Raw genomic sequence first — 22,290 nt, forward strand, 5'->3', positions numbered from 1 at the left:
GCGGCCCCGGCGGGACGCGGCCCCGGGCCGGCCCGCCGTTGCTGCCAGAGCCATAGCAGCACCAGGCCGCCCAGGCCGGCCAGCACCAGATACACCTGGCGCCAGCCGCCCCCCAGGGCCAGCACCGTGGTGGCGATCGTCGGCCCCGTGACGGCGCCGACGCCGTAGAAGCCATGCAGCGGGCCGATCAGCCGGGCGCCGGCCGCGTGCTGCGCCACGGCCGTGTTCAGGCCGGCGTCGACCAGGCCGATGCCCAGGCCCACCGCCACCCCCGTGGCCACCATCAGGTCCCAGCGGGGGGTGAGGGCGTAGAGCAGCAGGGCCGAGGCCAGCAGCGTGAAGGCCATCAGCAGCAGCCGGTCCAGACCCAGCCGGCTGCTCACCATGCCGTTCAGCAGGGCCGCCAGCAGATAGCCAACGATCTGGCTGACCAGCAGCAGCGTCACCGATCCGGTGCTGAGCGTGAAGGTGTCCAGCAGGGAGGGCACCAGCACGCCGAGGGCCGCCTCCACCGCGCCGATCACCACAAAGGCGGCGCAGGCCACCCCCATCCGCAGGTCGCTCGCTGCGTCAGCCATCACGGCGGCGCAGGGCGACGGCGACCAGCAGCAGCAGCACCGCCAGCCAGCGGGCGGTCCCGTTCGGCTGCTGGGGGACCCCCAGCCAGCCCCAGTGGTCGATCAGCAGCGAGCCGATCAGCTGGCTGCAGACCACCGTCATGGTGGTGGCAGTGAGCCCGAGCCGGGGAATCACCAGGGTGGAGAGGGTGACGTAGAGGGCGCCGAGCATGCCGCCGCCCAGGGCCCAGGGCGGGACAGCGGCGAGCCGCTCGATGGGCCCGGCACGGAAACCCCCCAGGGCCAGCAGCAGCCCGAGGGCGGCGGCACCCACCAGGAAGTTGACCGTGGCGGCGGCCACGGCGGAGCGCAGCGTGCCGCCCAGGCGCGCATTGGCGGCCCCGCCCAGCGACAGCAGGCTGCCCGCCGAGAAGGCACAGAGCACGGCGGAGAGGGGGTTCATCGCCCACCCCCCGACTGGGTGAGCAGGACCATGGCCGCCAGGAACAGCGCCATGGCCGCCCAGCCCCGGGCGCCGAGGCGCTGGCGCCGCACCCCCAGCCAGCCGTGGTGATCCATCACGAGGCCGGCGACCGCCTGGCCGGCCACCACCAGCCCGAGGGTGAGGGTGGCGCCGAGACGGGGGATCACCAGGGTGCTGGAGCTCACGTACCAGGCGCCGAGCACCCCGGCCAGCAGGGTCCAGCGCGGCGCCGTGCCGATCGCCCGCCAGTCGGGGGCCGGCAGCAGGCCGCTGAGCAGCAGCCCGATCAGGGTGAGCGAACCCAGCAGGTAGGAGTGGAGGGCGGCGAGGGGAACGGACTGGAGCGACTGGGCCAGCCGGGCGTTCATGGCCGCCTGCACCGGCAGCAGGGCACCGGCCAGCAGGGCCAGGGCGATCGCCATGGCCGAGGAGACGGGGACGACGGGCGCCGGCGAGCGGGGGAGGGACAGGCAAGACATCTCGATATCAAGAGACTTGATCCGAAGCTAGGGGTGAGTTGTCTTGACGTCAAGCTATCCTCGGCCCATGGCCTCCGACCGCATCGACCTGATCCAGGGCCAGTGGCAGCAGGCCTCCCCGGACCTGGATGTCTCCGCCTTGGCCGTGGTGGGGCGGATCCTGCGCATCGCCCGGCTGCTGGAGCGCCAGCGCGAAGCCCTGCTGGCCCCCCATGGGCTCAGCCTCTGGTCCTTCGATGTGCTGGCCACCCTCCGGCGCCAGCCCCCACCGCACCAGCTCACCCCCACCGAGCTCTACGGCGCCTTGATGCTGTCCTCCGGTGCCATGACCAACCGGATCGATCGCCTCGAGGCCGACGGCCTGGTGGAGAGACACCGTGAAACGACCGACCGGCGCAGCGTCCTGGTGCGGCTCACGGCCAGGGGCGCCCAGCTGGTGGAGACGGTGCTGCCTGTGGTCGTTGGCAACGAGCGGGAACGGCTGGAGCACTGCACCACCTCCGAGGAGCGTGAGCTCCTGGCCGGGCTGCTGCGCCGCCAGCTCCTGGCCCTGGACGGCGGCGACTGAAGCCTCCGCAGCACCATGGCTTCAGCACTCTCCTTCAGGCCCCTCACGCAGGCCGATCGCCAGCGCCTCGAGAGCCTGTGCATCGCCTGCAGCGACTTCTTCGAGTGCATCGAAGCTCAGCCCGGTGGCTGTGAAACGGCAGCCGAGCTGCTTGGTCCCCTCGCGCCGGACGTGGGCAGCGGAGAGAAAAGCCTCGTTGGCGTGGAGTTTGGCCGTGAACTGGTCGGGGTGGTGGAGCTGTTGGCTGGTTTCCCTGGGCCGCAGGAGTGGTACGTCGGTCTGCTGCTGCTTCATCCCGAGCGGCGCGGTGCGGGAGCCGGAACGGCCATCTGGGAACACCTGCGGCAACAGATGACCCAGGAGGGGGCCACCACGGTGCGACTCATCGTCCAACAACAGAATCCCCGTGCTCGTCGGTTCTGGGAGCGGCAGGGATTCACCGTGGAGAGGGAGATGATGGCCACAGCCGGCAAGCTGGAAAGCCCCGTCTGGCTGTTGCGTCGTGATCTTCAGGCGCCGGCCGCCCATGCCGTGGCAGCCCAGCAGGGCTCACCTTGCCGCTGAGCGAAAGCGCCCGACACGACCATGAAGATCAGGCTCGAACCCCCCAACCCGGCCTGGACGGAGGCCTTCGAACGGCACAGGGAGCGCCTCCTGGAAGCCCTGCCGATAGCGGGGCTTTTCGTCGATCACATCGGCAGTACCTCCCTGGGCGACATCAGCGCCAAGCCGATCATCGACATCCTTGTCGGCCTGCCGGATCCATCCCCACTGGATGCGGTGATCGATCCCCTGCTGGCCGCCGGCTACACCTATGTGGAAGCGTTCACGGGCGCCATGCCGTACAGGCGCTTCTTCGTCAGTCTCCAGGCCCTGTCGGCCGGGCCCCTGCCTCGCGTCATCGGTCCAGCAGATGCGCTGGCCTTCGGCCGTGATTACGACTCCATCGCGAACATTCATGTGATGGAGCGCGGGACTGATCACTGGAGGCGACACATCGCCTTCCGTGACTACCTACGGGCGCATTCTGAGGTGAGACTTGCGTATGAGAGCTTGAAACTCAGGATTGCGAAAATGGATTTCGAGGACCCACTTGACTACAACAGCTTCAAGGCGGATTTCATCCGTGAGCATCAGGGGAAGGCGATGGCCTGGTTCCTGCAAAGAGGGCAGTAGATCTGGGTTGTAACTCAGAGCTGTCGATCAGGACTTTGGTTGCCTCTTGGGCTTACCGACGGATGAGATAGCCTGTTTAACTCTTTGGTCCCTGCGTCAGTTGATCGATGAAGGTCATCATTCTTGGCAATGCCGGGGCCGGCAAGAGCACCCTGGCCAGGAAGCTGATCGCCAGGCAGCCGGCCGCCCGGTTATCGCTGGATGAGGTCGCGTTCCAGGGCGGCACCGAACGGCGTCCCCTTCAGGAGAGTGTCGAGGACGTGAGGCGTTGGATCTCCGAGCAGGACAGCTGGATCATCGAAGGCTGTTACGCAGACATCCTGGAGCCCGTCCTGGCCAGTGCCGATGAACTGATCTTTCTGAATCCCGGCGTTGAGGCCTGCCTGGCCCACTGCCGCTCCAGGCCCTGGGAGCCCGAGAAATTCAGCTCCCGCGATGAACAGGACGCGAATCTCGACAACCTCCTGCAGTGGGTTGGCTCCTACGAAACCCGATCCGACGAATACGGACTCGCCAGGCACCGGGCCCTGTATGAATCCTTTGAGGGGAAGAAGCGGGAATTCTGCCATCCTGAAGCGTATGCATCCTCCAGGTGCTCCGTCTATATCGCCACCAGTCTCGATGGCTGTATCGCCCGCAGCGACGGCTCCATCGATTGGCTGGAGCGCGCCAACGCCGCCGTGCCCGCCGGTGAAGATTGCGGCTACGCCGACTTCATCCAGACGGTCGATGCGATCGTCATGGGACGGGCCACCTTCGACAAGGTCCTCAGCTTTCCTGAATGGCCCTATGGCAGCCTGCCGGTTTATGTGCTCAGCACCACCTTGCGAAGCCGTCCTGCCGGAGTGCCGGACTCGGTCCAGGTGCTTTCTGCCACGCCCCACGAGGTCGTGGAACGGGCCGCTGCAGCGGGCCACCACCACCTCTACATCGATGGCGGACGCACCATCCAGGGCTTCCTGAAAGCTGGGCTGATCACCGAGCTGACGATCACGCTCATCCCGCTGCTGCTGGGCTCAGGGATCAAGCTGTTTGGTGATCTGCCAGCCGACACGAATCTGCGTCTGTTGTCATCCAGAGCCTTTCCGTTCGGTTTCGTTCAGTGTCACTATGCGCTATGCCAGCAGGCCTCGCCTCCAATGCCGACCCTCGAAGGACAGCCGCTGTGATGGTCCCTGAGGATCACTCGCGTATTCCGATCGAGCGATGGCGCCGTTGGCTAGGCGGCGTCCTGCTCGTACCACTCCTGGCGATGTCGGGCGGGTTTGTCTTCCTCCTCTGCCATGCACTGGTGCGTGGTGAAATCAGCATCGTCTCCAGGGGCTATCACGTGTCCAGCAGTGCCTACACGATCAGCACGAATCCGATCGCGTTCTTCTTTTTCTTCCTGCTCAACGCTCTGCTGGCTGCCTTTCTACTTTTCGTCACCGTGGTGGTGGGTCGAAGGGTGGTCACGGGGACCAGGCCCAGGTGAGGGGAACTTGAGCGAATCGGGGGTGAAGCCCTTGAAAAGCTGGCTTCAGGCCTGCCGCTTTCTGCGACGCCTGGCATGGTACGAGTGCAGATGCAGTCCGATCGCGACCAGCGCCATACCGGTGGCCACCAGCATGGCGCCGAAGAGGCTTCCCAGAACGCCGGAAACCGGTACTCCCGGTTTCAGCAGCGACCTGCTGGGGTCGCGGGGATCGTAGAAGATAGGTACAGGGCGACCCACGGGTAAGGACTCAGCCTCGCGTTGAGCCACCTCAGCGCTCTTGATGATTCCCACGTCGTCAAGGCTTTGGCGCGTGCCTGAGTACGTGCGCCCCCACACGGTAAACGCGTAGTGCAGCCGCACGACATGGGTTCCTACAGCGCCCCGCCTTGAATCGATGATGATGGGCTTAGCCACCGCCTCCGATTTCATCACTTCCCCCACCACCGCAGGCCAGGACCGTGATTGCCATCCCTCGACGATCATCGGCACGTTGCGCACCAGTAAGAATCCTCCGCCCCCGAGAGTGGTGGCGAGGATCAAGCCAAGAACCAGGGTAATGAATGCAGCCTGCAGCACACGCATGATGGTGGGAGCCTAGCTGAACCACCCCCGCCTGGCCTGACTCTCCGTCCAGGTGACTGCTGAGAAGCAGATGCCGACCAGCCGGTTTTCCCGGTCGTCGAGGATGGTTGGATCTGTGGTGTTCATCGTTGACCTTGAAGGTATCGCTGCAATCCAGGCCCAGTCCCATCCGACGCAATCACGGGAAGACATTGGATGACGCCATCGGTAGCCATCCATTAAGGTCGTGCGATGAACGACCAGGAGAAGCTGAACCAACCCAGGGCCATGGAGGGCCTGTGGCATGACACGGTGGCGTCAGGCTTTTCGATGGCTTCAGACCCATTGACCTGCTCGCTGTTGAGGACCCTGGCCGCTTCAAAGCCGTCCGGTCGCTTTCTGGAGCTGGGCTCGGGAACGGGTCTTTCGACGGCATGGATTCTTGATGGGATGGATCAGACGTCGTCTTTGACGACCGTGGACAATGACGCGTCCTTCCTGGGGATACTCGACAAGCACCTTGGCTCGGATCCTCGGCTGGAGATTGTCTGCGCCGATGGCGATGCGTTCCTGCAGTCGCAGGGGGGTGCCCAGTACGACTTCATCTTTGCGGACACATGGTCTGGCAAGTATCGGTTGCTTGATCAAACCCTACAGTTGCTCAGCAAGGGTGGCCTCTACATCATTGACGATATGCTTCCGCAGGCCAACTGGCCTGATGGCCATGCCTCCAACGTCGACGACTTAATCCATCAGCTCGTCTCCGACACCAGATTCCACATGACCAAGCTGTCATGGGCGAGTGGCATCATCGTTGCCACTCGGCTTTGAGGTTTCGTATGGATGGATTCGCCTCGCGTCCCAGTTCCCCAATGCGAAGGGCACCATTGGTCTCAAGAATCCAGAGGATAAAGACCGTCCATTGGCCGGAGATGTTTTTCAGCAGGCTTTCCAGCGGACAGCACTTGGGCTCAGTCATGGGGATGGACTGGCTTCCTTTTGGTAACGAGTGACCTTCTGGTTGCTACTTTACGCCAGCGAGTGACCGGCTTAGTCGCTGGCTGTTGACCAACAACATGGCTGACGCGATGGCAAACATCCTGCATGTTGACTCCAGCCCACGGAGTGAACGATACAGGTCTCGAAGATTGGCGCGGGAGTTCATGGATGCCTGGCTGAACAGCCATCCTGATGACGCCGTGACGTATCGGGACTTACGCCTGACACCTGTTCCCCACATCACCGAAGAGTGGATCGCCGCCGACTTCACACCCCCGGAAGCCCTGACAGGTGACATGGCTGAGCTGCTGGCCTTTTCCGATGAGCTGGTCAATGAGTTTCTGGCGGCGGATCATTGTGTCTTCAGCGTGCCCATGCACAACTTTGGTATGCCATCCAACTTCAAAGCCTACATTGATCAGGTGGTTCGCGTGGGACGCACGTTCCTCCTTGAGAACGGCCAGTTCAGCGGGCTGGCCGAGGGCAAGAAGGTGCTTTTCATCACGACCCGCGGTGTCGAGTACGGCCCTGGCTCGCCCTTTGAAGGGTGGGATTGCCTGGAGCCTGGGCTGCGCCATGCATTTCGATTCATGGGTGTGAAGGATTTTCAATTCATCCAGGCCAACGGATTGGATCTTGGTGACGATGCCGAGAGAAGGGGGTTGGACACCGCACAGTCAAAGCTCCGGGAACTGGTGTCCAGTTGGTAGCGCCAGCGAGGCACCACCTCGATTCTGTGCAGGTTCAAGCCTGAGCGCCTAGTCTTGCTGGGGTAGCCCCTGTTGTGCTCTGCACCGTTGACGATCACCTGTTCGCTCCGCTACATCATCGATCCCTACAAGCTCAAGGAATTCGAGCATTACGGCAAGAGCTGGATTCCGCTCGTCGAGAAGTATGGGGGCCAGCATCACGGCTACTTCCTCCCCTCGGAGGGTGCCAGCAATGTCGCCTTGGCCCTGTTCTCGTTCCCAAGTCTGGCCACCTACGAGACCTATCGCGCCAGGTCACTGGACGATCCGGAGTGTCAGGCGGCCTTCCAGTATGCGGAGGATACCCGCTGCATCATCAGCTACGAGCGCAGCTTCTTTCGCCCCGTCTTCGGCGACTGAGTCTCTCGGCGGCCCTGTCTTCCCGATTTCTCTCCGCTTTCGAGACGCCATGCCCTACGTCAATGTGCAGATCACCCGTGGGGCCACCCGGGCGCAGAAGGCCCAGCTGGTGAAGGAGATCACGGCGTCCCTCGTCACGGTCCTGGCGAAGAAGCCCGAACACACCCAAGTCGTCATTCAGGAGATCGACGAAGAAGACTGGGGATTCGCCGGCGTGCTGACCGACGACTGGAAGGCCGGCCAGGGCCGGGCCGAGCAGGCCTGACACCTGGTCCCAAGGCCACGCCCCGACCATGGAGGGTCGCTTGCCCCGAGGCGCCCCTCAACTCCGTCTGAGTAGTACGGTACGGTACCGTATCTTGCGTCGGACGCCCCCTGTCCATGGCCGCTCCACCCCGAGACCGCCTCCTCTCGGCCGCCCGGGAGCTGTTCTTTCAGCAGGGTTTCGCCAGGGTCTCCACCGATGCCCTGGCGAAGGCAGCGTCGGTTTCGAAGGCCACGCTCTACAAGCATTTCCCCAGCATGGAGGCCGTGCTGCGGGCCGTTGTCGAGCGTGAGGTGGATGGGTTCGAGCGGGGCGTCCCCATCACCGTGGCCACCGCGGCAGCGTTCCGAGCCGCCCTGGTGCAGTACGGCACCAACCTGCTCGACTTCCTCAACCACCCCGACATCATCCGGTTCGCCCAGTTGATGTTCGAGGAGGCGCGCGGCAACAGGGGACTGGCCGGCGACTTCTACGACTCCGCCTACGGACGCACCCAGAACGACCTGGCCCAGCTGATCCAGCAGGGGCTCGACCGCGGCGACCTGCGCTCCAGCCTCCCGGCCGCGGAGCTGGCCGAGCAACTGCTGGGTCTGTGGGAGGGCTTCGGCTTCATCCGTGCCCTGCTCGGCCTCACCCCGCAACCGTTCCCCGACCCCGGGGCCTGGAGCGAGGTCTGCGTGGGCACCTTTCTGGCGGGCCAGGGTTCCGCCCCGCCGCAGGGCGACGACCCCACCCCTTCCCGAGCGGACCCCTGAGCGCCATGGCCATGCACAAGTTCGTTCCACCCACAGGTCCCGGGGACGTCCTCGCCGATCGCCGCCGGCTCTGGATCCTGGGCGCCAGTCGCCTGGCCTTCACCATCGCGGTGGCGATCGCCACCCACACGGTGTTTCCCCTGCTGCGCTGGATGCAGCAGCGCCGGATTCACCGCGGCGATGTGATCTGGCTGGAGGACATCCCGGGGCCACCCCAGAGCCAGCGCTTCGACCATCTGGCCTTTGTGCCGGCTGACATCACCCCCAACCCCGGTCCGGTCCGCAAACGGGCGCGGTTCATGAAGGTGGAGTATCCCGCCGCCGCCTATCCCTTCGCCTTTCGCCAGCCACCCATCTCCGGGAACGCCATCAATGGCCTGGGGGAGGAGCGCCCCCGCCGGCCCGACCACGTGTTCTTCGGTGATTCCTACAGGCGGGCCTGGGGAAAGCTCGACTGGTATTTCCAGGTGATGGAGCCCACCGCCATTCATCGGCTGATCGTGCGGATGTTCTGGCAGGACCGGGCCCGGGTCGGACCTGTGGCGCCCGGTGTCACCACCCTCGGCACCCCCGAAGAGGCCTCCGCCCACATCAAGGCCCTGGCCACCCGGATCGGTGCCGGATCGGTGGGCATCACCCGCCTGCGTCCGGAGTTCTGCTACCACGACTCCAACCCTGACTTCGCCTACGCCATTGCGGTCGCCGTGCCGATGGATCGGGAGGAGATGCTGCACACCCCCAGTGAGCGCTCCAATCAACAGATCATGCGGACCTACCTGGACGTGAACCGGGTGGCGATCCGGCTGGCCCACGCCATCCGTGCCCTGGGCTATCCGGCCCAGGCGTCCACCAATCTGGCGCCGGGTTCCAGCACGGAGGTGCTGCATGTGCCCATCGCCATCGCGGCCGGCCTTGGCCAGCTGGGCAAGCACGGCTCGATGATCACCCCCGAATTCGGCTCGAATGTCCGTCTGGCCACCGTGCTCACGGATCTGCCCCTGGCCGTCGATCAGCCGAGGGACATCGGTGTGGACGACCTCTGCGCCCACTGCCGCATCTGTGAAACCAACTGCCCCCCGCACGCGCTGTTCCCGGAGAAGCAGCTGGTGCGCGGCCAGCGGCGCTGGTATGTGAATTTCGATAAGTGCGCTCCTTACTTCGCCGAAACCCGCGGCTGCGGCATCTGCATCGAGGTCTGCCCCTGGAGCACACCCGGCAAGGGCCAGGAGCTGATGCGCACCCTGCTCGAACGTCGGCAGGGGCCCGGGGGAGCCGCCCGGACCTGACGTGTGCCACGTTGGCCGGTGTTGTGGTGTGGTGGTGTGCACGAACCGCTCCTGACGGTGCGCCGGGCGACGGCCACGGACGTGCCGGTGCTGGCCCGCTATGGCGTCGCCCTCGCACGCCTGCATGTCGGCTTTGATCCCGACCGTTTCGCCGTGCCGCCGGGTGGCGAGGGCGCCTATGCGGCGTTCTTCCAGGCGGAGCTCCAGCGTCCGGAGGTGGTGCTGCTGATCGCCGAGGCCGGTACCCAACCGGTGGGCTACGCCTTCGTGCGGATGGAGCCGATGAGCCTGGTGGAGCTGCGCGGTGCCGGAGCCTGGCTGCACGACATCTACGTGGATCCCGAGGCCAGGAGCGGCGGGATCGGCCGCCGGCTGCTCGCGGCGGCCAAGGAGGCCGCCATCGCCCTGGGCTCCGGCAGCCTGATGCTCAGTGCATCGTCACAGAATGCCGCCGCCCGGCACCTGTTCGAGGGCGCCGGACTGCGCCCCACCATGGTGGAGATGCGGATCGAACTGGAGGGGTGAAAGCGGCATCGCTGCAGACATCAGCGCTGACGGCCGCACCGCCACCATGGCCGAACAGCTCGCTCGGCTGGCTTCTCCATGAACACCTACACCTTCCTGAGGGTCCCGGTGGCCTACACCGCCGGCCAGATCGATCCGTCCCCGTACGAACAGGCCATCCATGACCAGGCCGCCCGTGGCTGGGATCTGGTTCAGATCTTCGTGGAGAACCCCGCCGCCATGGCCAGCGAGCACGTGCTGATCTTCCGGCGGCCGGCCTAGGGCCCCCCGAGCAGTGGCACCAGTTCCCGCACCGCATCGCCGGCCTTCAGCTCCAGCGCCACGCCGGCACCGCCGCAGTCCTCCGCTGGAAGCTGGTCGGCGCCCAGCCGCAGGCTGCGGCCCTCGGGCCCCTCCAGGGTCACGCCGATCACGCCGGCGTCGCCGGCCTGCAGATCCACCAGGGCGTCGTCGCGCTCCAGGAAGCGCAGGCCGATCTGGCCCATGGCGCCCCGCTGGCAGGGCCGCAGGCTGTCAAGGTGCAGCCGCTTCACCTGGCCGCGGCGGCTGGCCAGCAGCACGTTGCCGCCCGCCGCCGCCCGCGCCGCCCCCACCACCCGTTCGCCGGGCAGCAGCCGCAGCAGCATCGGCCCCTGGGCGGTGCGGCCCAGCACCGGCAGGTTGGTGTCGTTGATCGCCAGCCGCAGCATCCGTCCGGTGCTGGTGGCCACCACCAGATCCTCCCCCTCCCGGCAGGGCACCACCCGTTGCAGGGCCACCCCCTCCTTCAGCTTCAGCACCGTGGCGGGCCGGCCCGAGAGCTCCAGGAAGTCCTCGATCGGCAGCCGTTTGAAGCGCCCATCGGTGCTCAGCAGCCCGATGCTTCCCGACGGCGGCTGGGGCAGCGGCAGCACCTGCACCACCGTCTCCCCGTGGAGGCTGTCGGGAAGGAAGCGCTCCAGCCTGCCGGGGTTCTGGCCGGCGAACTCCCAGCGCAGCAGGGCCACCTTGCCGCCGGCGCTGAAGGCCAGCAACGCCGGCTGCTCGGCCACCGGCAGGATCAGCCGCGCCGGCGGCGGCAGTTCCCCCAGCTCGGCCGCCTGATCCAGGTGCAGCCGGCCCAGCATCTGGGGCGTCACGATCCGCACCGCCCCGTCGGTCTGGATCAGCAGCCGGCCGTCGCCGGCCAGGGCCTCGAAGGCCTGCTGCCGCTGCAGTTCGGTGTTGGGCCGCACCGCCGCCGCCCGCTGGGCCACCAGGGCGTCGCCCCCCTCCACCAGCCGGGTGCGGCGCGGGGTGGCGTAGCGCTTCCTGAGCCCCTTCAGCTCGCTGACCATCGTGTCGAGCAGGGTGTCGCGGTCGTTGAGCAGGTGCCGCAGCCGGGTGCGCTCCTCTTCCAGATCGGCCGCCTCCTTGCGCAGCCCCTCCTGCTCCAGGCCCGTGAGCCGCCGCAGGGGCATGGCCAGCACCGCATCGGCCTGGCGTTCGCTCAGGTCCAGGTGCACCTGCAGGCTGGCCCGGGCCGTGGCGGCATCCCGCGCCTCGCTGATCATCTCGATCACGCGCTTGAGGTCGTCGAGGGCCTTGATCAGCCCCTGCACCACCTCCAGCCGGTCTTCGCAGCGCTTGAGGGCGTGGTTGGTGCGGCGGATGATCGTCAGCTCCCGGTATTCCAGGAACTGCTGCAGCATCTGGCGCAGGTTCAGCTGCTGGGGCTGGCCGTTCACCAGCGTCAGCAGGATGGCGCCGAAATTGCTCTGCAGGGCCGTGCGCCGCTGCAGCTCCTCCAGCACCTTCTGGGGTTCGGCGTCGCGCCGCAGCTCGATCACCACCCGCATCCCCTCGCGGTCGCTCTCGTCGCGGATGTCGGCGATGCCGCCGATCTTGCCGTCGTTGACCTGCTCGGCCAGCTTCTCGATCCAGCCCGCCTTGCTCAGCTGGTATGGCAGTTCCGTCACCACCACGGCGCCGCGCCGGTGGCGCCCCTTGCCGGGCTGCACCTCCTCGATGTGGGCCACGCCCCGCATCGGGATGCTGCCCCGGCCGGTGGCGTAGGTGTCGCGCACACCGCTGCCGAGCAGCACCTCGCCGCCGGTGGGGAAATCCGGGCCCGGCACCATCGCCAGCAGCTTCTCCTCCGCCAGGTCGGGTTTGCGGATCAGGGCGATCAGGGCATCGACCACCTCGCCCAGGTTGTGGGGCGGGATGCTGGTGGCCATGCCCACGGCGATGCCGGTGCAGCCGTTGAGAAGCAGGAAGGGCAGCTGGGCCGGCAGCACCGTCGGCTCCTGCTGGGAGCCGTCGAAGTTGGAGGCGAAATCGACCGTGTCGCTGCCGATCTCATCGAGCATCGCCTCGTTGGCGATCGGCGCCAGCCGGGTTTCCGTGTACCGCATCGCGGCCGGCGGGTCGTCGTCCACCGAGCCGAAGTTGCCGTGGCCGTCCAGCAGCGGGTGGCGGCTGGCGAAGGTCTGCACCAGCCGCACGAGGGCGTCGTAGACCGCCTGGTCGCCGTGGGGGTGGTACTTGCCGAGCACGTCGCCCACCACACGGGCGCACTTGCGGTAGGGCCGGTCCGGGGTCAGCCCCAGCTCGTGCATCGCATAGAGGATGCGCCGCTGCACCGGCTTGAGCCCGTCGCGCACGTCCGGCAGGGCCCGCCCCACGATCACGCTCATCGCGTACTCGAGGTAGGAGCGCTGCATCTCCTGATGCAGGGCGATCGGTTGGACGCGCTCGTCCGGCATCCGGTCCTTTGGGGCAGCGGCTCAGGGCGCTCAGCCTACAGATGGCGCCCGGAGCCCCCCGGGCTCAGGACTCCTCGCTGCTGACCCCGTCCCCGTCGGTGGCATTGGCCAGGGCCCGCTCCACCGCCGCCTTCAGTTCCGGCAGGGCCAGCAGCTGGGCGGTCACCGCCCGCAGCTTGGGCCCCCAGAGCTGTTCCTTCTGGAACTTCTCCTTGACGTAGTTGGGCTCCTCCGCCAGGGCCGTCTCGGCCAGCTTCAGGGCCTGGGCCCGCTCCGCCGGCCCCCGCTCGAACAGGGCCGCCGCCAGGGCCAGGGAGGTTTCGGCGATGTCCGGCTTGATCTTCAGCACCCGCTGCCAGCGGCCGATGGCGTCGTTGACGCGGCCGCTCTCGTACAGCACCAGCCCCTGGTTGTTGATCGCCTCCCAGAAGTCCTTGCGCAGCCCCGACGCCCGCTCGAACGAGCCCAGGGCCTCCTGGGTGTTGCCCAGCAGGATCTGGGCGTTGCCGAGATCGAAGTAGGCACCGGCGTTCTTGCCGTCCAGCTCCAGCCCCCGCCTCAGCAGGCCGATGGCGTCCTGGGGCTTGCCGTCCCGCAGGGCCAGGGAGCCCTCGGCGAACCAGATGCCGGCGTTGTTGGGATCCAGCTCCTTGGCCCGGGCCAGGGCCACCTTGGCCTTCTCCATCTGGTTGCTGCGCAGCTCCGCCTCCGCCAGCAGCACCCAGCCGCGGGGGTCCTGCGGCAGCAGCCGCACCGTCAGTTCCGCCAGCCGGGCCGCATCCTCCGCCTGGCCGAGGCGCAGCAGCCGCGCCGCCGCCTGGGCGATGCCCAGCCCCGCCCCCTCCAGTTCCTTCTCCTGCGGCAGATACACGAACGGCACCAGCGCCCGTGCCGGCAGGGCGTAGCCCACCAGGGGGGTGGCCGTCAGCGGCATGGCCAGGCAGAGGGAGGAGAACAGTCGCCAGAACCGCCGGCCCACGGAATCACCCCGAATCTCACCAGCCTAGGGAGCCGTCCCCCGTTGTCCCCAACTGCCCGCCAGGGCTGCCCGGATGTTGCGCCGCCACATGGCCGGGCGGATCCGCCGCAGGGCCGAGGCCCGCAGCCGTTCGTCCCAGTCGCCGTCGCTCCAGCCCAGGGCCTCCGCGCCGCGCAGATCCAGCAGCCACGGGCGCGGCTGCACGTCGCTGTCGGTGGCGACGGGCAGGGGCCGCTGGTTCCAGGGGCAGACCTCCTGGCAGATGTCGCAGCCGGCCACCCAGCCCTCCAGCCGCCCGGCGATCGCCGCCGGCAGCGCCTCGTCGCGGTTCTCGATCGTGTGGTACGCGAGGCAGCGGCGGGCATCCACCACGAACGGCTCGTCGAGGGCGCCGGTGGGGCAGGCGTCGATGCAGGCCGTGCAGGCGCCGCACAGGGGCTCAGCCGGGCGGTCGGGGGGCAGGTCGAGGCTGGTGAGCAGGTGGCCCAGCAGCATCCAGGAGCCCCGGTGGCGATGGATCAGGTTGCCGTTCTTGCCGATCCAGCCCAGGCCCGCCTCCTCCGCCCAGGCCTTGTCGAGCAGGGGGGCGCTGTCGACGCAGGCGCGCCAGGTGGTGCCCGGTGCGACCTCCTCCAGCCAGCGCCCCAGCTGCCGCAGGCGGCCGTCGATCACCCGGTGGTAATCGCGGCCCCAGCCGTAGCGGGCCACCCGCAGACTGCCCGGCGCCCGCTCCCGGGCCACGTGGTAGTTCCAGCCCACAGCAAGGATGCTGCGGACCCCCGGCAGAAGCGCCTCGATCCGGCGGCGGCGGGGATCCTCCATCCAGCCCATCCCCGCCTGGTGGCCCGCCGCCAGCCACCGCTCCAGGGCGGCCGTGCGCAGCGGCAGCCGCGGGCCTCCCGGCACCGCCGCAAGCCCCACCGGAGCGAAGCCGAGCCCCTCGGCCCTGGCCCGCAGTGCCGCCGCCACTGCGCTAGGGGACGAAGGCGTGCTCAAGGGCTGCCGGTAGAGTCCCACGAATCCGACCTCCATTGAGTGGCTGCCGTTTCCTCCTCCCGCTTCAGTCCCCTGCTGCGCTGGATGGGCATCACCCTGGTGGTGCTGCTCGTCCTGCAGCTGGTCGCCGTGCTCACCCTCTGGGACTGGCAGGAGGAGGCCTTCCGCCAGCTGGTGGTGGAGCGACTGATCGGCCAGGCCCCGATGGGTCTGATCGGGCTGCTGCTCATGTACCTCTCCTCCCGCCTGGAAGACCCGTCGGAGGAGCGCACCCCCGTCCTCTGGACCGTCTGCATCATCAGCGGTCTGCTGGCCGTGCTGCTGACCGCTTCGCTGCCGATCGCCTTCGGCGGTGACCAGCAGATGCAGCAGCAGGCCGACCAGCAGCTCGCCGCCAAGCGCGGTCAGCTGGAGATGGCCCGCCAGCAGAGCAAGGATCCCGCCCTGCTCCAGCAGCTGATCAAGCAGGCCGAATCCACCGGCCAGGTGCCCCCGGGCGCCACCGAGGAGCAGAAGACCCAGTCGGCCCGGGCTTTCGTCGATCGCCAGCTCGACCAGCTTGAGACCCAGTTCAAGCAGACCGAGCAGACCAGCAAGGTCACCCTGAGCCAGCGCCGCTACGGCGGATCCCTCGGCGCGGTGGTCCTGATCATCGCCTTCACGATCCTTTGCCTCGGCAGTGTCCTGTAAGACCCCCGTGGATCGTTACCGTTAGGGTTTCGCCCCTCCGGACCCCATCCATTGGTCCCATCCAGTAGTCCCAGTTCCGATCAGCCCCTGGGCAACAGGCTGCAGCAGGATCTCAAGAACGATCTGATCGCCGGTCTGCTGGTGGTCATTCCGCTGGCCACCACGATCTGGCTTGCCACCACGGTGAGCCGCTTCGTTCTGGCCTTCCTGACGTCGATCCCCAAGCAGTTCAACCCGTTCAACACCCTCAACCCCCTCCTCCAGGACCTGATCAACCTGGGGGTGGGACTGCTGGTGCCGCTCCTCGGCATCCTGTTGATCGGTCTGATGGCCCGCAACATCGTCGGCCGCTGGCTGCTGGAGTTCGGTGAGGGCACCCTGCTGCGCATCCCCCTGGCGGGCTCCGTCTACAAGACCCTCAAGCAGCTGCTGGAAACCTTCCTCCAGGGCAATTCCGCCCGCTTCCGGCGGGTGGTGCTGGTCGAATACCCCCGCGAGGGGCTCTATGCCGTCGGCTTCGTCACCGGGGTGCTGGGCACGGCCATCCAGGCCGATTTCGGCGAGACCATGCTCAGCGTCTTCATTCCCACCGCCCCCAACCCCACCACCGGTTGGTACGCGGTGGTGCCCGAGCGTCTGGTCAAGGACATCGAGCTGAGCGTCGAGGATGCCTTCCGCACGATCATCTCCGCCGGCATCGTCAGCCCCGACGAGCGGGAACCCACCTCCAACCGCAGCTTCGCCAGCCTGCTGGCCCAGCTGCGCGCCCCCCAACCCTCCTGATGCAGAGTCGCACCCTTGCCCGTGAACTGGCCCTGCTGATGCTGGGTCAGGTCAGCGACCGCGGCAGCGGCGCCGAAGCCCCCTCCGGCTCCTTCGATCTGCTGCTGCAGCAGGCCGTCACCAGCCTCAGCCAGCACGTGCGTGAGGCCCTCGACCGTTCCGCCGAGGATCTCCAGCAGGCCCAGCAGCGGCTGCTGGACAGCGAGCTGCAGGACCAGGGGGAGAAGCAGCTGCCCACGGTGCGGCGCCACCTGCAGGAGGGCCTCACCCACGCCGAGCACGCCCTCAACCGCCTCTCCGCCAGCCTGGAGTTGCCGCGTCTGCTGCTGCTGGCCGACCAGGAGGCGGTGCAGCGCGATGCCATCGGCCGCATCCGGGCGGTGCTGCGCGACCGCGAAGCCCTTGACGGCCGCATCGATGCGGTGATGGAGGGCTGGCGCCTCACCCGCCTGCCCCGGGTCGACCGGGACATCCTGCGGCTGGCGGTGGTGGATCTGGAGGATTTCGGCACCCCCGCCGCCGTGGCCTGCAATGAGGCGGTGGAGCTGGCCAACCGCTACAGCGACGAGCAGGGGCGACGCATGATCAACGGCGTGCTGCGGCGCTTCACCGCCGCCCGGGTCTGATCAGGAACGCGATGGTCTTCGATTGGTTCAAACGGGCCCTGGCCCAGCCCGCCCCGGCGCCCGCCGCCGCACCGACACCTGCACCCACACCTGCGCCCTCGCCGGAGCCGGAGCTCGAGTCCCCGCAAGAGCCTGAGGGCGCGGTGGCTCCGGCCGTGCCCGAAGCCACGGCCCCGGTGGCCGTGCCCCCGTCCGAGGCCGCGCCGGCCGCCCCCGACTCCGCGCCGGCTGCTGCTGCCGCCCCCGCCGCGCCGGCTGGCCCCGGGGTCGACGAGGACGCCCTGGCCTGGGCCCGTCAGGCCTATGCCCGGCTGAAAGCCCAGCAGGAGGCCGACAGCCAGGCCGCAGCGCCTCCGGCAGCCGAGGCATCACCCGCTCCTGAAGCCGCTCCCGAAGCCGCTCCCGAGCCGCCAGCGGCCACCCAACCCGAACCCGAACCGGCGCCCACACCCGCCGCCCCGCCCGTGGCGACCGGCCTGTCCCTGCTGGAGCAGGCCGCTGCCCAGCGTCAGCAGCGCCTCCAGGAGATCACCGCCCCCGCTGAGCCCGCCCTGGCAGCCGCACCGGCCGCCGCCACACCGGCCGCCCCCGCGGCAGCGGACGCCGATCGGGCCGACCCCAGCCTCGGCGCCTTCGATGACACCTTCACCTGGTCGGCGGAGGTGCTGGCGGCCCAGGGACGCAGCGTTGAAGACGTCTCGCTGGAGGAGATCGACTGGCTGGGCCGGCTGCGGCGCGGCCTCGAGAAGACCCGCAAGGGTTTTGTCACCCAGCTGCTGGAGAACCTGGGCGACGACCCCCTCACCCCGGCGGTGCTTGACGACCTCGAGTCCACCCTGCTGCGCGCCGACGTGGGGGTGAAGGCCACCGACCAGGTGCTGGAAGCCCTGCGACGCCGCCTCAACGAGGAGGTGGTCGACCCGGCCGAAGGCCTCCGCTTCCTCAAGGAGCAGCTGCGCGGCCTGCTGGACGAGCCGATCCGCGCCGGCGGCACCGCCCTGCTGGCTCCCCAGCGCGATCGGCTCAACGTCTGGCTGCTCGTCGGCGTCAACGGGGTCGGCAAGACCACCACCCTCGGCAAGCTGGCCAACCTGGCGGTGCGCAGCGGCTACAGCTGCCTGATCGCCGCCGCCGACACCTTCCGGGCCGCCGCGGTGCAGCAGGTGAGCGTCTGGGGCGAGCGCAGCGGCGTGGCCGTGGTCGCCAATCCCAGTTCCAACGCCGATCCGGCGGCCGTCGTCTACGACGCCATCGGCGCCGCCCGCTCCAAGGGCACCGAACTGGTGCTGGTGGACACGGCCGGGCGGCTGCAGACCAAGCACAACCTGATGGAGGAACTGGGCAAGGTGCGGCGCACGATCACCAAGCTGGCGCCGGAGGCGGCGGTGGAATCGCTGCTGGTGCTCGATGCCAGCCAGGGCCAGAACGGCCTGCGCCAGGCCATGGCCTTCGCCAGTGCCGCCGGTCTCACCGGAGTGGTGCTCACCAAGCTGGACGGCAGCGCCCGCGGCGGCGTCGCCCTGGCGGTGGCCTCCGAGGCGGGGCTGCCGATCCGCTTCATCGGTGCCGGCGAGGGCATCCGCGACCTGCGGCCCTTCAACAGCTTCGAGTTCGTCGAGGCCCTGCTCGCCTCCTGAGGGCCTGCCCGCCTGCTGGAGCCGCCTGCCGCTGCTACCTTGCGTGTCCTTTGCGGCCGCTCGGTGAGCAGCCTGCCGCCTCCGCAGCCCCATCCCACCCCCACCACGGCGTCCCGTCCCGGTCAGGGGCTGTCCGTCGCGGCTTCGCTGCGCCAGCTGCTCGACAGCCTCGGCCGTGAGCAGCGCCGCAACCTGGAGCTGCTGGCGTCCCTCTCCTTCGCCCTGCGCAGCTACACCAACCTCAAGCGCTTCCTCGAGCTGGTGCCCCTGGTGGCCGCGCGCCTGGTGGAGGCGGAGGGCAGCCTGCTCGTGGTGTTCCACGCCGATGGCCGCCTCTGGCGCGAGCAGCTCCAGGCCACCCCTGGCGAGCGCAGCGCCGAGGTGCTGCGCCAGCTGGCCGCCCTGCCCGATGGGCAGCTCCAGAACCAGGAGGGCGACGAAGCCGTCGCGGTGCTGCTCGACCCCCTGATCCAGCGCCTGCTCGGCGCCCACCAGGTGTTCGCCACCTCCGTGGTGGCCCGCAGCCGCCAGCGGGGGCGGCTCTACGTGTTCAGCGACCGGCGCGGCTACAGCTGGAGCGACGTGCGCCGCCGGCACCTGCAGCTGGTGGCCGACCTCACCGGTGTGGCGCTGGAGAACGAGGTGCTGCAGCAGGACCGGCGCCGCCATGAGCGGCTCGACCGCCAGCTGAGCATCGGCGCCGAGGTCCAGTCCCAGCTGCTGCCCGACCACTGCCCCGTGATCGACGGCGTCGAGCTGGCGGCCCTCTGCCGCCCCGCCTTCCAGGTGGGCGGCGACTACTACGACTTCATCCCCACCCAGCCCCAGCTCAGCGGCCACCGGCGCGAGCAGGCCCCCTGGGCGCTGGTGATGGGCGATGTCATGGGCAAGGGGGTACCGGCCGGCCTGCTGATGACCCTGCTGCGGGGCATGCTGCGGGCCGAGGTGCTCAGCGGACTGCCGCCCGACCGCATCCTCCACGACCTCAACCAGCTGGCCCAGGAGGACCTGGCCCACTCGCACCGCTTTGTCACCCTCTTCTATTCCGACTACGACCCCCGCACCCGCCTGCTGCGTTACGCCAACGCGGCCCACAATCCGCCCCTGGTCTGGCGGCGCCAGTCGGGCCGGGTGGAGCGGCTCGACACCCCCGGCCTGCTGATCGGCCTGCAGAGCGAGGCCGAGTACGGCTGCGGCGAGCTGCAGCTGGAGCCCGGCGACGTGATCCTCTACTACACCGACGGTGTGACCGAAGCCAGCGGCTTCAGCGGCGAGCGCTTCGACGAGGAGCGGCTGCTGAAGGCCTTCCAGGGCGCCTGCCGGGCCGCCCACGAGGCCCAGGCGATCCTGGATCGGCTGTTCGATCGCCTTGACCGTTTCGTCGGCAGCGACCGCCGCCTCGAGGACGACGCCTCGATGGTGGTGCTGAAGGTGCGGGACGGGGTGGTGCTGCCCTCCCTGCCCCCCACCTGAGACGAATGGCAAGCTGAGGGGCTGAGCGGAATGCCCTGATGGTCGCCGACCCCTCCCCCACCACCTGGAGCGATCGCTTCGAGCAGGGCCTGCATCCGGCGATCGAGCGGTTCAACGCCTCGATCGGTTTCGACATCGCCCTGCTCCAGGAGGATCTCGACGGCTCCGTCGCCCACGCCCGCATGCTGGGCCGCTGCGGGGTGATCAGTGAGCCGGAGGCGGAGCGCCTGATCGAAGGGCTCGAAGCCATCCGGGCCGAGGCGGCCGCCGGGCAGTTCACGCCGGGCCTGGAGGCGGAGGACGTCCATTTCGCCGTCGAGCGGCGCCTGATCGAGCTCCTCGGCCCCCTCGGCAAGAAACTGCACACCGGCCGCAGCCGCAACGACCAGGTGGGCACCGACCTGCGCCTGTGGCTGCGGCGCCGCATCGATGCCATCGACGCCGCCCTGGTGCGCTTCGAGCGGGCCCTGCTGGCGAGGGCCGAGGCCCACCCCGACACCCTGATCCCCGGCTACACCCACCTGCAGCGGGCCCAGCCGGTCTGCCTGGCCCACCACCTGCTGGCCTACGTGGAGATGGCCGAGCGCGACCGCCAGCGCCTGGCCGACGTGCGTCGCCGCGTCAACATTTGCCCGCTTGGGGCGGCGGCCCTGGCGGGGACGCCGGTGCCGATTGACCGCCGCCAGACCGCCGCCGAGCTGGGCTTCGAGGCGATCTACGCCAACAGCCTCGATGCGGTGAGCGACCGGGACTTCGCCGTCGAGACGATGGCGGCCCTGTCCCTGGTGATGGCCCACCTGAGCCGCCTGGCGGAGGAGGTGATCCTCTGGGCCAGCGAGGAGTTCGGCTTCGTGGGGCTCACCGACCGCTGCGCCACCGGCAGCAGCCTGATGCCCCAGAAGAAGAATCCCGATGTGCCCGAACTGGTGCGCGGCAAGAGCGGCCGGGTCTTCGGCCATCTGATGGGGCTGCTGACGATGATCAAGGGCCTGCCCCTCGCCTACAACAAGGACTTCCAGGAGGACAAGGAAGCCCTCTTCGACGGCGTGCGCACCTGCCTCGACTGCCTGGAGGCGATGGCCGTGCTGTTCGAGGAGGGGCTCGACTTCCGCCCCGCCCGGCTGGAGGCCGCCGTGGCCGCCGATTACTCCAATGCCACCGATGTGGCCGACTACCTGGTGGCCCGGGGTGTGCCGTTCCGGGAGGCCTACCAGTTGGTCGGTGGGCTGGTGAAGGCCTGCCTGCTGGAGCAGCGGCTGCTGGCGGATCTGCCCCTGGAGCGCTGGCAGCAGCTCCATCCCGCCTTCGAGGCGGACATCCATGCGGCGATTGCCCCGCGGCAGGTGGTGGCGGCCCGCCGCAGTGAGGGCGGCACGGGCTTCGAGCGGGTGGCCGAGCAGCTGGCCCTGGCGCGGGAACGCCTCGATCGCACCCCCTGAGCTCCCCCGGCGGGCGTTGGAATCGCGTGTCTACGTCTAATCTTGGGGGGTCTCGGGCGCCCGCGCGCCCCATCGGTTCCCCCTCATCGGTCAGTGAGTATTTTCGTCGGCAATCTTCCCTTCCGCGCCGAGCAGGAAGACGTGGCTGAACTGTTCGCGCCCTTCGGCGAAGTGGTCAACTGCTCCCTGCCCCTGGAGCGCGACACCGGCCGCAAGCGTGGCTTCGCCTTCATCGAGATGGCCGATGCCGACACCGAGACCAAGGCCATCGATGCCCTGCAGGGCGCCGAGCTGATGGGACGTCCCCTGCGCATCAACAAGGCGGAACCCCGCAGCGGCGGTGGTGGCGGCGGCGGCGGTCCGCGCCGCGGCGGTGGTGGCTACGGCGGTGGTGGCGGTGGTGGCTATGGCGGCGGGGGTGGTGGCTACGGCGGTGGATATGGCGGCGGTGGCGGCGGCTACGGCGCCGACCGCGGTTCCGGGGCCAAGGGCTGGGAGGACCGCAGCTACGGCGGCGCTGGAGCTGGTGGCGGCGGTGCCGCCCCCGATGCCTTCGAGGCGGGTCGCTCCCGCCGGCGCCGCAGCGGTGGTGGCGGTGGTGAGTACGGCGGCGGCGACTACGGCGGCGCCGAGGTCTGAGCCGCCTTACAGGCCCCGTTCCTCCAGCTGGCGGGCGGCGGCCTCCAGCACGGCGGGGCCC

28 protein-coding genes are annotated in these 22,290 nt (G+C 68.7%); 20 read left to right on the top strand and 8 right to left on the bottom strand.

Annotated elements, in window-relative coordinates; genetic code table 11:
* The 3 genes from CJZ86_RS17010 to CJZ86_RS12605 form a co-directional block, all read right to left on the bottom strand.
* Positions 1–578: MFS transporter (locus tag CJZ86_RS17010; protein ID WP_158219563.1), on the bottom strand; the 578-nt coding region annotated here is incomplete at its 3' end.
* Positions 571–1,020: a DMT family transporter gene (locus CJZ86_RS12600; RefSeq protein WP_094586308.1), complete on the bottom strand. Its 450-nt coding sequence runs from the start codon at positions 1,018–1,020 to the stop codon at positions 571–573. The genes CJZ86_RS17010 and CJZ86_RS12600, both read right to left, overlap by 8 nt.
* The gene (locus CJZ86_RS12605; RefSeq protein WP_094586310.1) at positions 1,017–1,463 is read right to left on the bottom strand and encodes a DMT family transporter; all 447 of its coding nucleotides are present in this window, start codon (positions 1,461–1,463) and stop codon (positions 1,017–1,019) included. Before CJZ86_RS12605 ends, CJZ86_RS12600 begins: the two co-directional genes overlap by 4 nt.
* Before the next feature lie 124 nt (positions 1,464–1,587).
* Here CJZ86_RS12605 and CJZ86_RS12610 point away from each other — a divergent pair, with 124 nt between their 5' ends.
* The 5 genes from CJZ86_RS12610 (at position 1,588) to CJZ86_RS12630 (ending at position 4,738) form a co-directional block, all read left to right on the top strand.
* Entirely contained in the window at positions 1,588–2,088 is a 501-nt protein-coding gene (locus tag CJZ86_RS12610; RefSeq protein ID WP_094586312.1) for a MarR family winged helix-turn-helix transcriptional regulator, read from the top strand.
* Between the two features lie 15 nt (positions 2,089–2,103).
* Positions 2,104–2,652, top strand: a complete 549-nt coding sequence (locus CJZ86_RS12615) for a GNAT family N-acetyltransferase (protein ID WP_094586314.1) — start codon at positions 2,104–2,106, stop codon at positions 2,650–2,652.
* A gap of 21 nt (positions 2,653–2,673) precedes the next feature.
* Positions 2,674–3,264: a GrpB family protein gene (locus CJZ86_RS12620; protein ID WP_094586316.1), complete on the top strand. Its 591-nt coding sequence runs from the start codon at positions 2,674–2,676 to the stop codon at positions 3,262–3,264.
* A 107-nt stretch (positions 3,265–3,371) separates the two neighbouring features.
* Complete coding sequence (locus CJZ86_RS17140; protein WP_198960140.1) at positions 3,372–4,433, top strand: dihydrofolate reductase family protein; 1,062 nt, start codon at positions 3,372–3,374, stop codon at positions 4,431–4,433.
* Entirely contained in the window at positions 4,433–4,738 is a 306-nt protein-coding gene (locus tag CJZ86_RS12630; RefSeq protein ID WP_094586318.1) for a hypothetical protein, read from the top strand. Before CJZ86_RS17140 ends, CJZ86_RS12630 begins: the two co-directional genes overlap by 1 nt.
* Before the next feature lie 45 nt (positions 4,739–4,783).
* Here the strand turns inward: CJZ86_RS12630 and CJZ86_RS12635 are convergent, their stop codons facing one another.
* Positions 4,784–5,323, bottom strand: coding sequence for a DUF3592 domain-containing protein (locus CJZ86_RS12635; RefSeq protein WP_094586320.1), 540 nt, complete (start codon positions 5,321–5,323; stop codon positions 4,784–4,786).
* A 231-nt stretch (positions 5,324–5,554) separates the two neighbouring features.
* Between CJZ86_RS12635 and CJZ86_RS12640 the strand changes: the two genes are divergently transcribed.
* Positions 5,555–6,133 carry an O-methyltransferase gene (locus CJZ86_RS12640; protein WP_094586322.1) on the top strand — a complete coding sequence of 193 codons (579 nt, stop codon included), beginning with the start codon at positions 5,555–5,557 and terminating at the stop codon, positions 6,131–6,133.
* Here the strand turns inward: CJZ86_RS12640 and CJZ86_RS17380 are convergent.
* The gene (locus tag CJZ86_RS17380; RefSeq protein WP_233134005.1) at positions 6,111–6,281 is read right to left on the bottom strand and encodes a hypothetical protein; all 171 of its coding nucleotides are present in this window, start codon (positions 6,279–6,281) and stop codon (positions 6,111–6,113) included. The genes CJZ86_RS12640 and CJZ86_RS17380 overlap by 23 nt on opposite strands.
* An 85-nt stretch (positions 6,282–6,366) precedes the next feature.
* On the opposite strand from CJZ86_RS17380, the gene CJZ86_RS12645 reads away from it, so the two are divergent.
* The 7 genes from CJZ86_RS12645 to CJZ86_RS12675 all read left to right on the top strand — a co-directional run bounded on the left by CJZ86_RS12645 (position 6,367) and on the right by CJZ86_RS12675 (position 10,502).
* Entirely contained in the window at positions 6,367–7,011 is a 645-nt protein-coding gene (locus tag CJZ86_RS12645; RefSeq protein WP_233134006.1) for an FMN-dependent NADH-azoreductase, read from the top strand.
* An 87-nt stretch (positions 7,012–7,098) separates the two neighbouring features.
* A complete protein-coding gene (locus CJZ86_RS12650) occupies positions 7,099–7,410 on the top strand; it encodes an NIPSNAP family protein (protein WP_198960141.1) in 312 nt (103 codons plus the stop codon).
* 49 nt (positions 7,411–7,459) lie between these two features.
* The gene (locus CJZ86_RS12655) at positions 7,460–7,675 is read left to right on the top strand and encodes a tautomerase family protein (protein ID WP_094586324.1); all 216 of its coding nucleotides are present in this window, start codon (positions 7,460–7,462) and stop codon (positions 7,673–7,675) included.
* A 116-nt stretch (positions 7,676–7,791) separates the two neighbouring features.
* The gene (locus CJZ86_RS12660; protein WP_094586326.1) at positions 7,792–8,430 is read left to right on the top strand and encodes a TetR/AcrR family transcriptional regulator; all 639 of its coding nucleotides are present in this window, start codon (positions 7,792–7,794) and stop codon (positions 8,428–8,430) included.
* A 5-nt stretch (positions 8,431–8,435) separates the two neighbouring features.
* Positions 8,436–9,716: a 4Fe-4S dicluster domain-containing protein gene (locus CJZ86_RS12665; protein ID WP_094586328.1), complete on the top strand. Its 1,281-nt coding sequence runs from the start codon at positions 8,436–8,438 to the stop codon at positions 9,714–9,716.
* Positions 9,717–9,752: 36 nt separating this feature from the next.
* A complete protein-coding gene (locus CJZ86_RS12670) occupies positions 9,753–10,241 on the top strand; it encodes a GNAT family N-acetyltransferase (RefSeq protein WP_158219564.1) in 489 nt (162 codons plus the stop codon).
* A 78-nt stretch (positions 10,242–10,319) separates the two neighbouring features.
* Positions 10,320–10,502, top strand: a complete 183-nt coding sequence (locus CJZ86_RS12675) for a DUF4177 domain-containing protein (RefSeq protein ID WP_094586332.1) — start codon at positions 10,320–10,322, stop codon at positions 10,500–10,502.
* Here CJZ86_RS12675 and CJZ86_RS12680 read toward each other — a convergent pair.
* The 3 genes from CJZ86_RS12680 to queG form a co-directional block, all read right to left on the bottom strand.
* On the bottom strand, positions 10,499–12,967 hold the full coding sequence (locus CJZ86_RS12680; protein WP_094586334.1) for a DNA gyrase/topoisomerase IV subunit A: 2,469 nt from the start codon (positions 12,965–12,967) through the stop codon (positions 10,499–10,501). The two genes, CJZ86_RS12675 and CJZ86_RS12680, sit on opposite strands and share 4 nt — an antisense overlap.
* 64 nt (positions 12,968–13,031) lie before the next feature.
* Entirely contained in the window at positions 13,032–13,946 is a 915-nt protein-coding gene (locus tag CJZ86_RS12685; protein WP_094586336.1) for a tetratricopeptide repeat protein, read from the bottom strand.
* Between the two features lie 24 nt (positions 13,947–13,970).
* Positions 13,971–14,942 (bottom strand): tRNA epoxyqueuosine(34) reductase QueG, encoded by a 972-nt coding sequence (gene queG, locus CJZ86_RS12690; RefSeq protein WP_198960142.1) that lies wholly within the window; start codon positions 14,940–14,942, stop codon positions 13,971–13,973.
* Positions 14,943–14,981: 39 nt separating this feature from the next.
* On the opposite strand from queG, the gene CJZ86_RS12695 reads away from it, so the two are divergent.
* The 7 genes from CJZ86_RS12695 (at position 14,982) to CJZ86_RS12725 (ending at position 22,229) form a co-directional block, all read left to right on the top strand.
* Positions 14,982–15,632 carry an HpsJ family protein gene (locus tag CJZ86_RS12695; protein WP_233134007.1) on the top strand — a complete coding sequence of 217 codons (651 nt, stop codon included), beginning with the start codon at positions 14,982–14,984 and terminating at the stop codon, positions 15,630–15,632.
* Between the two features lie 51 nt (positions 15,633–15,683).
* On the top strand, positions 15,684–16,415 hold the full coding sequence (locus CJZ86_RS12700) for a DUF502 domain-containing protein (RefSeq protein ID WP_015109897.1): 732 nt from the start codon (positions 15,684–15,686) through the stop codon (positions 16,413–16,415).
* Positions 16,415–17,041: a transcription antitermination factor NusB gene (gene nusB, locus CJZ86_RS12705; protein WP_094586340.1), complete on the top strand. Its 627-nt coding sequence runs from the start codon at positions 16,415–16,417 to the stop codon at positions 17,039–17,041. The genes CJZ86_RS12700 and nusB overlap by 1 nt, the downstream gene beginning before the upstream one ends.
* Positions 17,042–17,052: 11 nt before the next feature.
* Entirely contained in the window at positions 17,053–18,678 is a 1,626-nt protein-coding gene (ftsY, locus tag CJZ86_RS12710) for a signal recognition particle-docking protein FtsY (RefSeq protein WP_094586342.1), read from the top strand.
* 39 nt (positions 18,679–18,717) lie between these two features.
* Entirely contained in the window at positions 18,718–20,151 is a 1,434-nt protein-coding gene (locus CJZ86_RS12715; protein ID WP_286193178.1) for a PP2C family protein-serine/threonine phosphatase, read from the top strand.
* A gap of 38 nt (positions 20,152–20,189) precedes the next feature.
* Positions 20,190–21,590, top strand: a complete 1,401-nt coding sequence (gene argH, locus CJZ86_RS12720) for an argininosuccinate lyase (RefSeq protein ID WP_094586344.1) — start codon at positions 20,190–20,192, stop codon at positions 21,588–21,590.
* Between the two features lie 93 nt (positions 21,591–21,683).
* Positions 21,684–22,229, top strand: a complete 546-nt coding sequence (locus tag CJZ86_RS12725) for an RNA recognition motif domain-containing protein (protein ID WP_094586346.1) — start codon at positions 21,684–21,686, stop codon at positions 22,227–22,229.
* Positions 22,230–22,290 lie beyond the last annotated feature (61 nt).

Origin of the sequence: Synechococcus sp. BO 8801, assembly GCF_002252675.1 — a bacterium.
Classification (GTDB): Bacteria; Cyanobacteriota; Cyanobacteriia; order PCC-6307; family Cyanobiaceae; genus Cyanobium.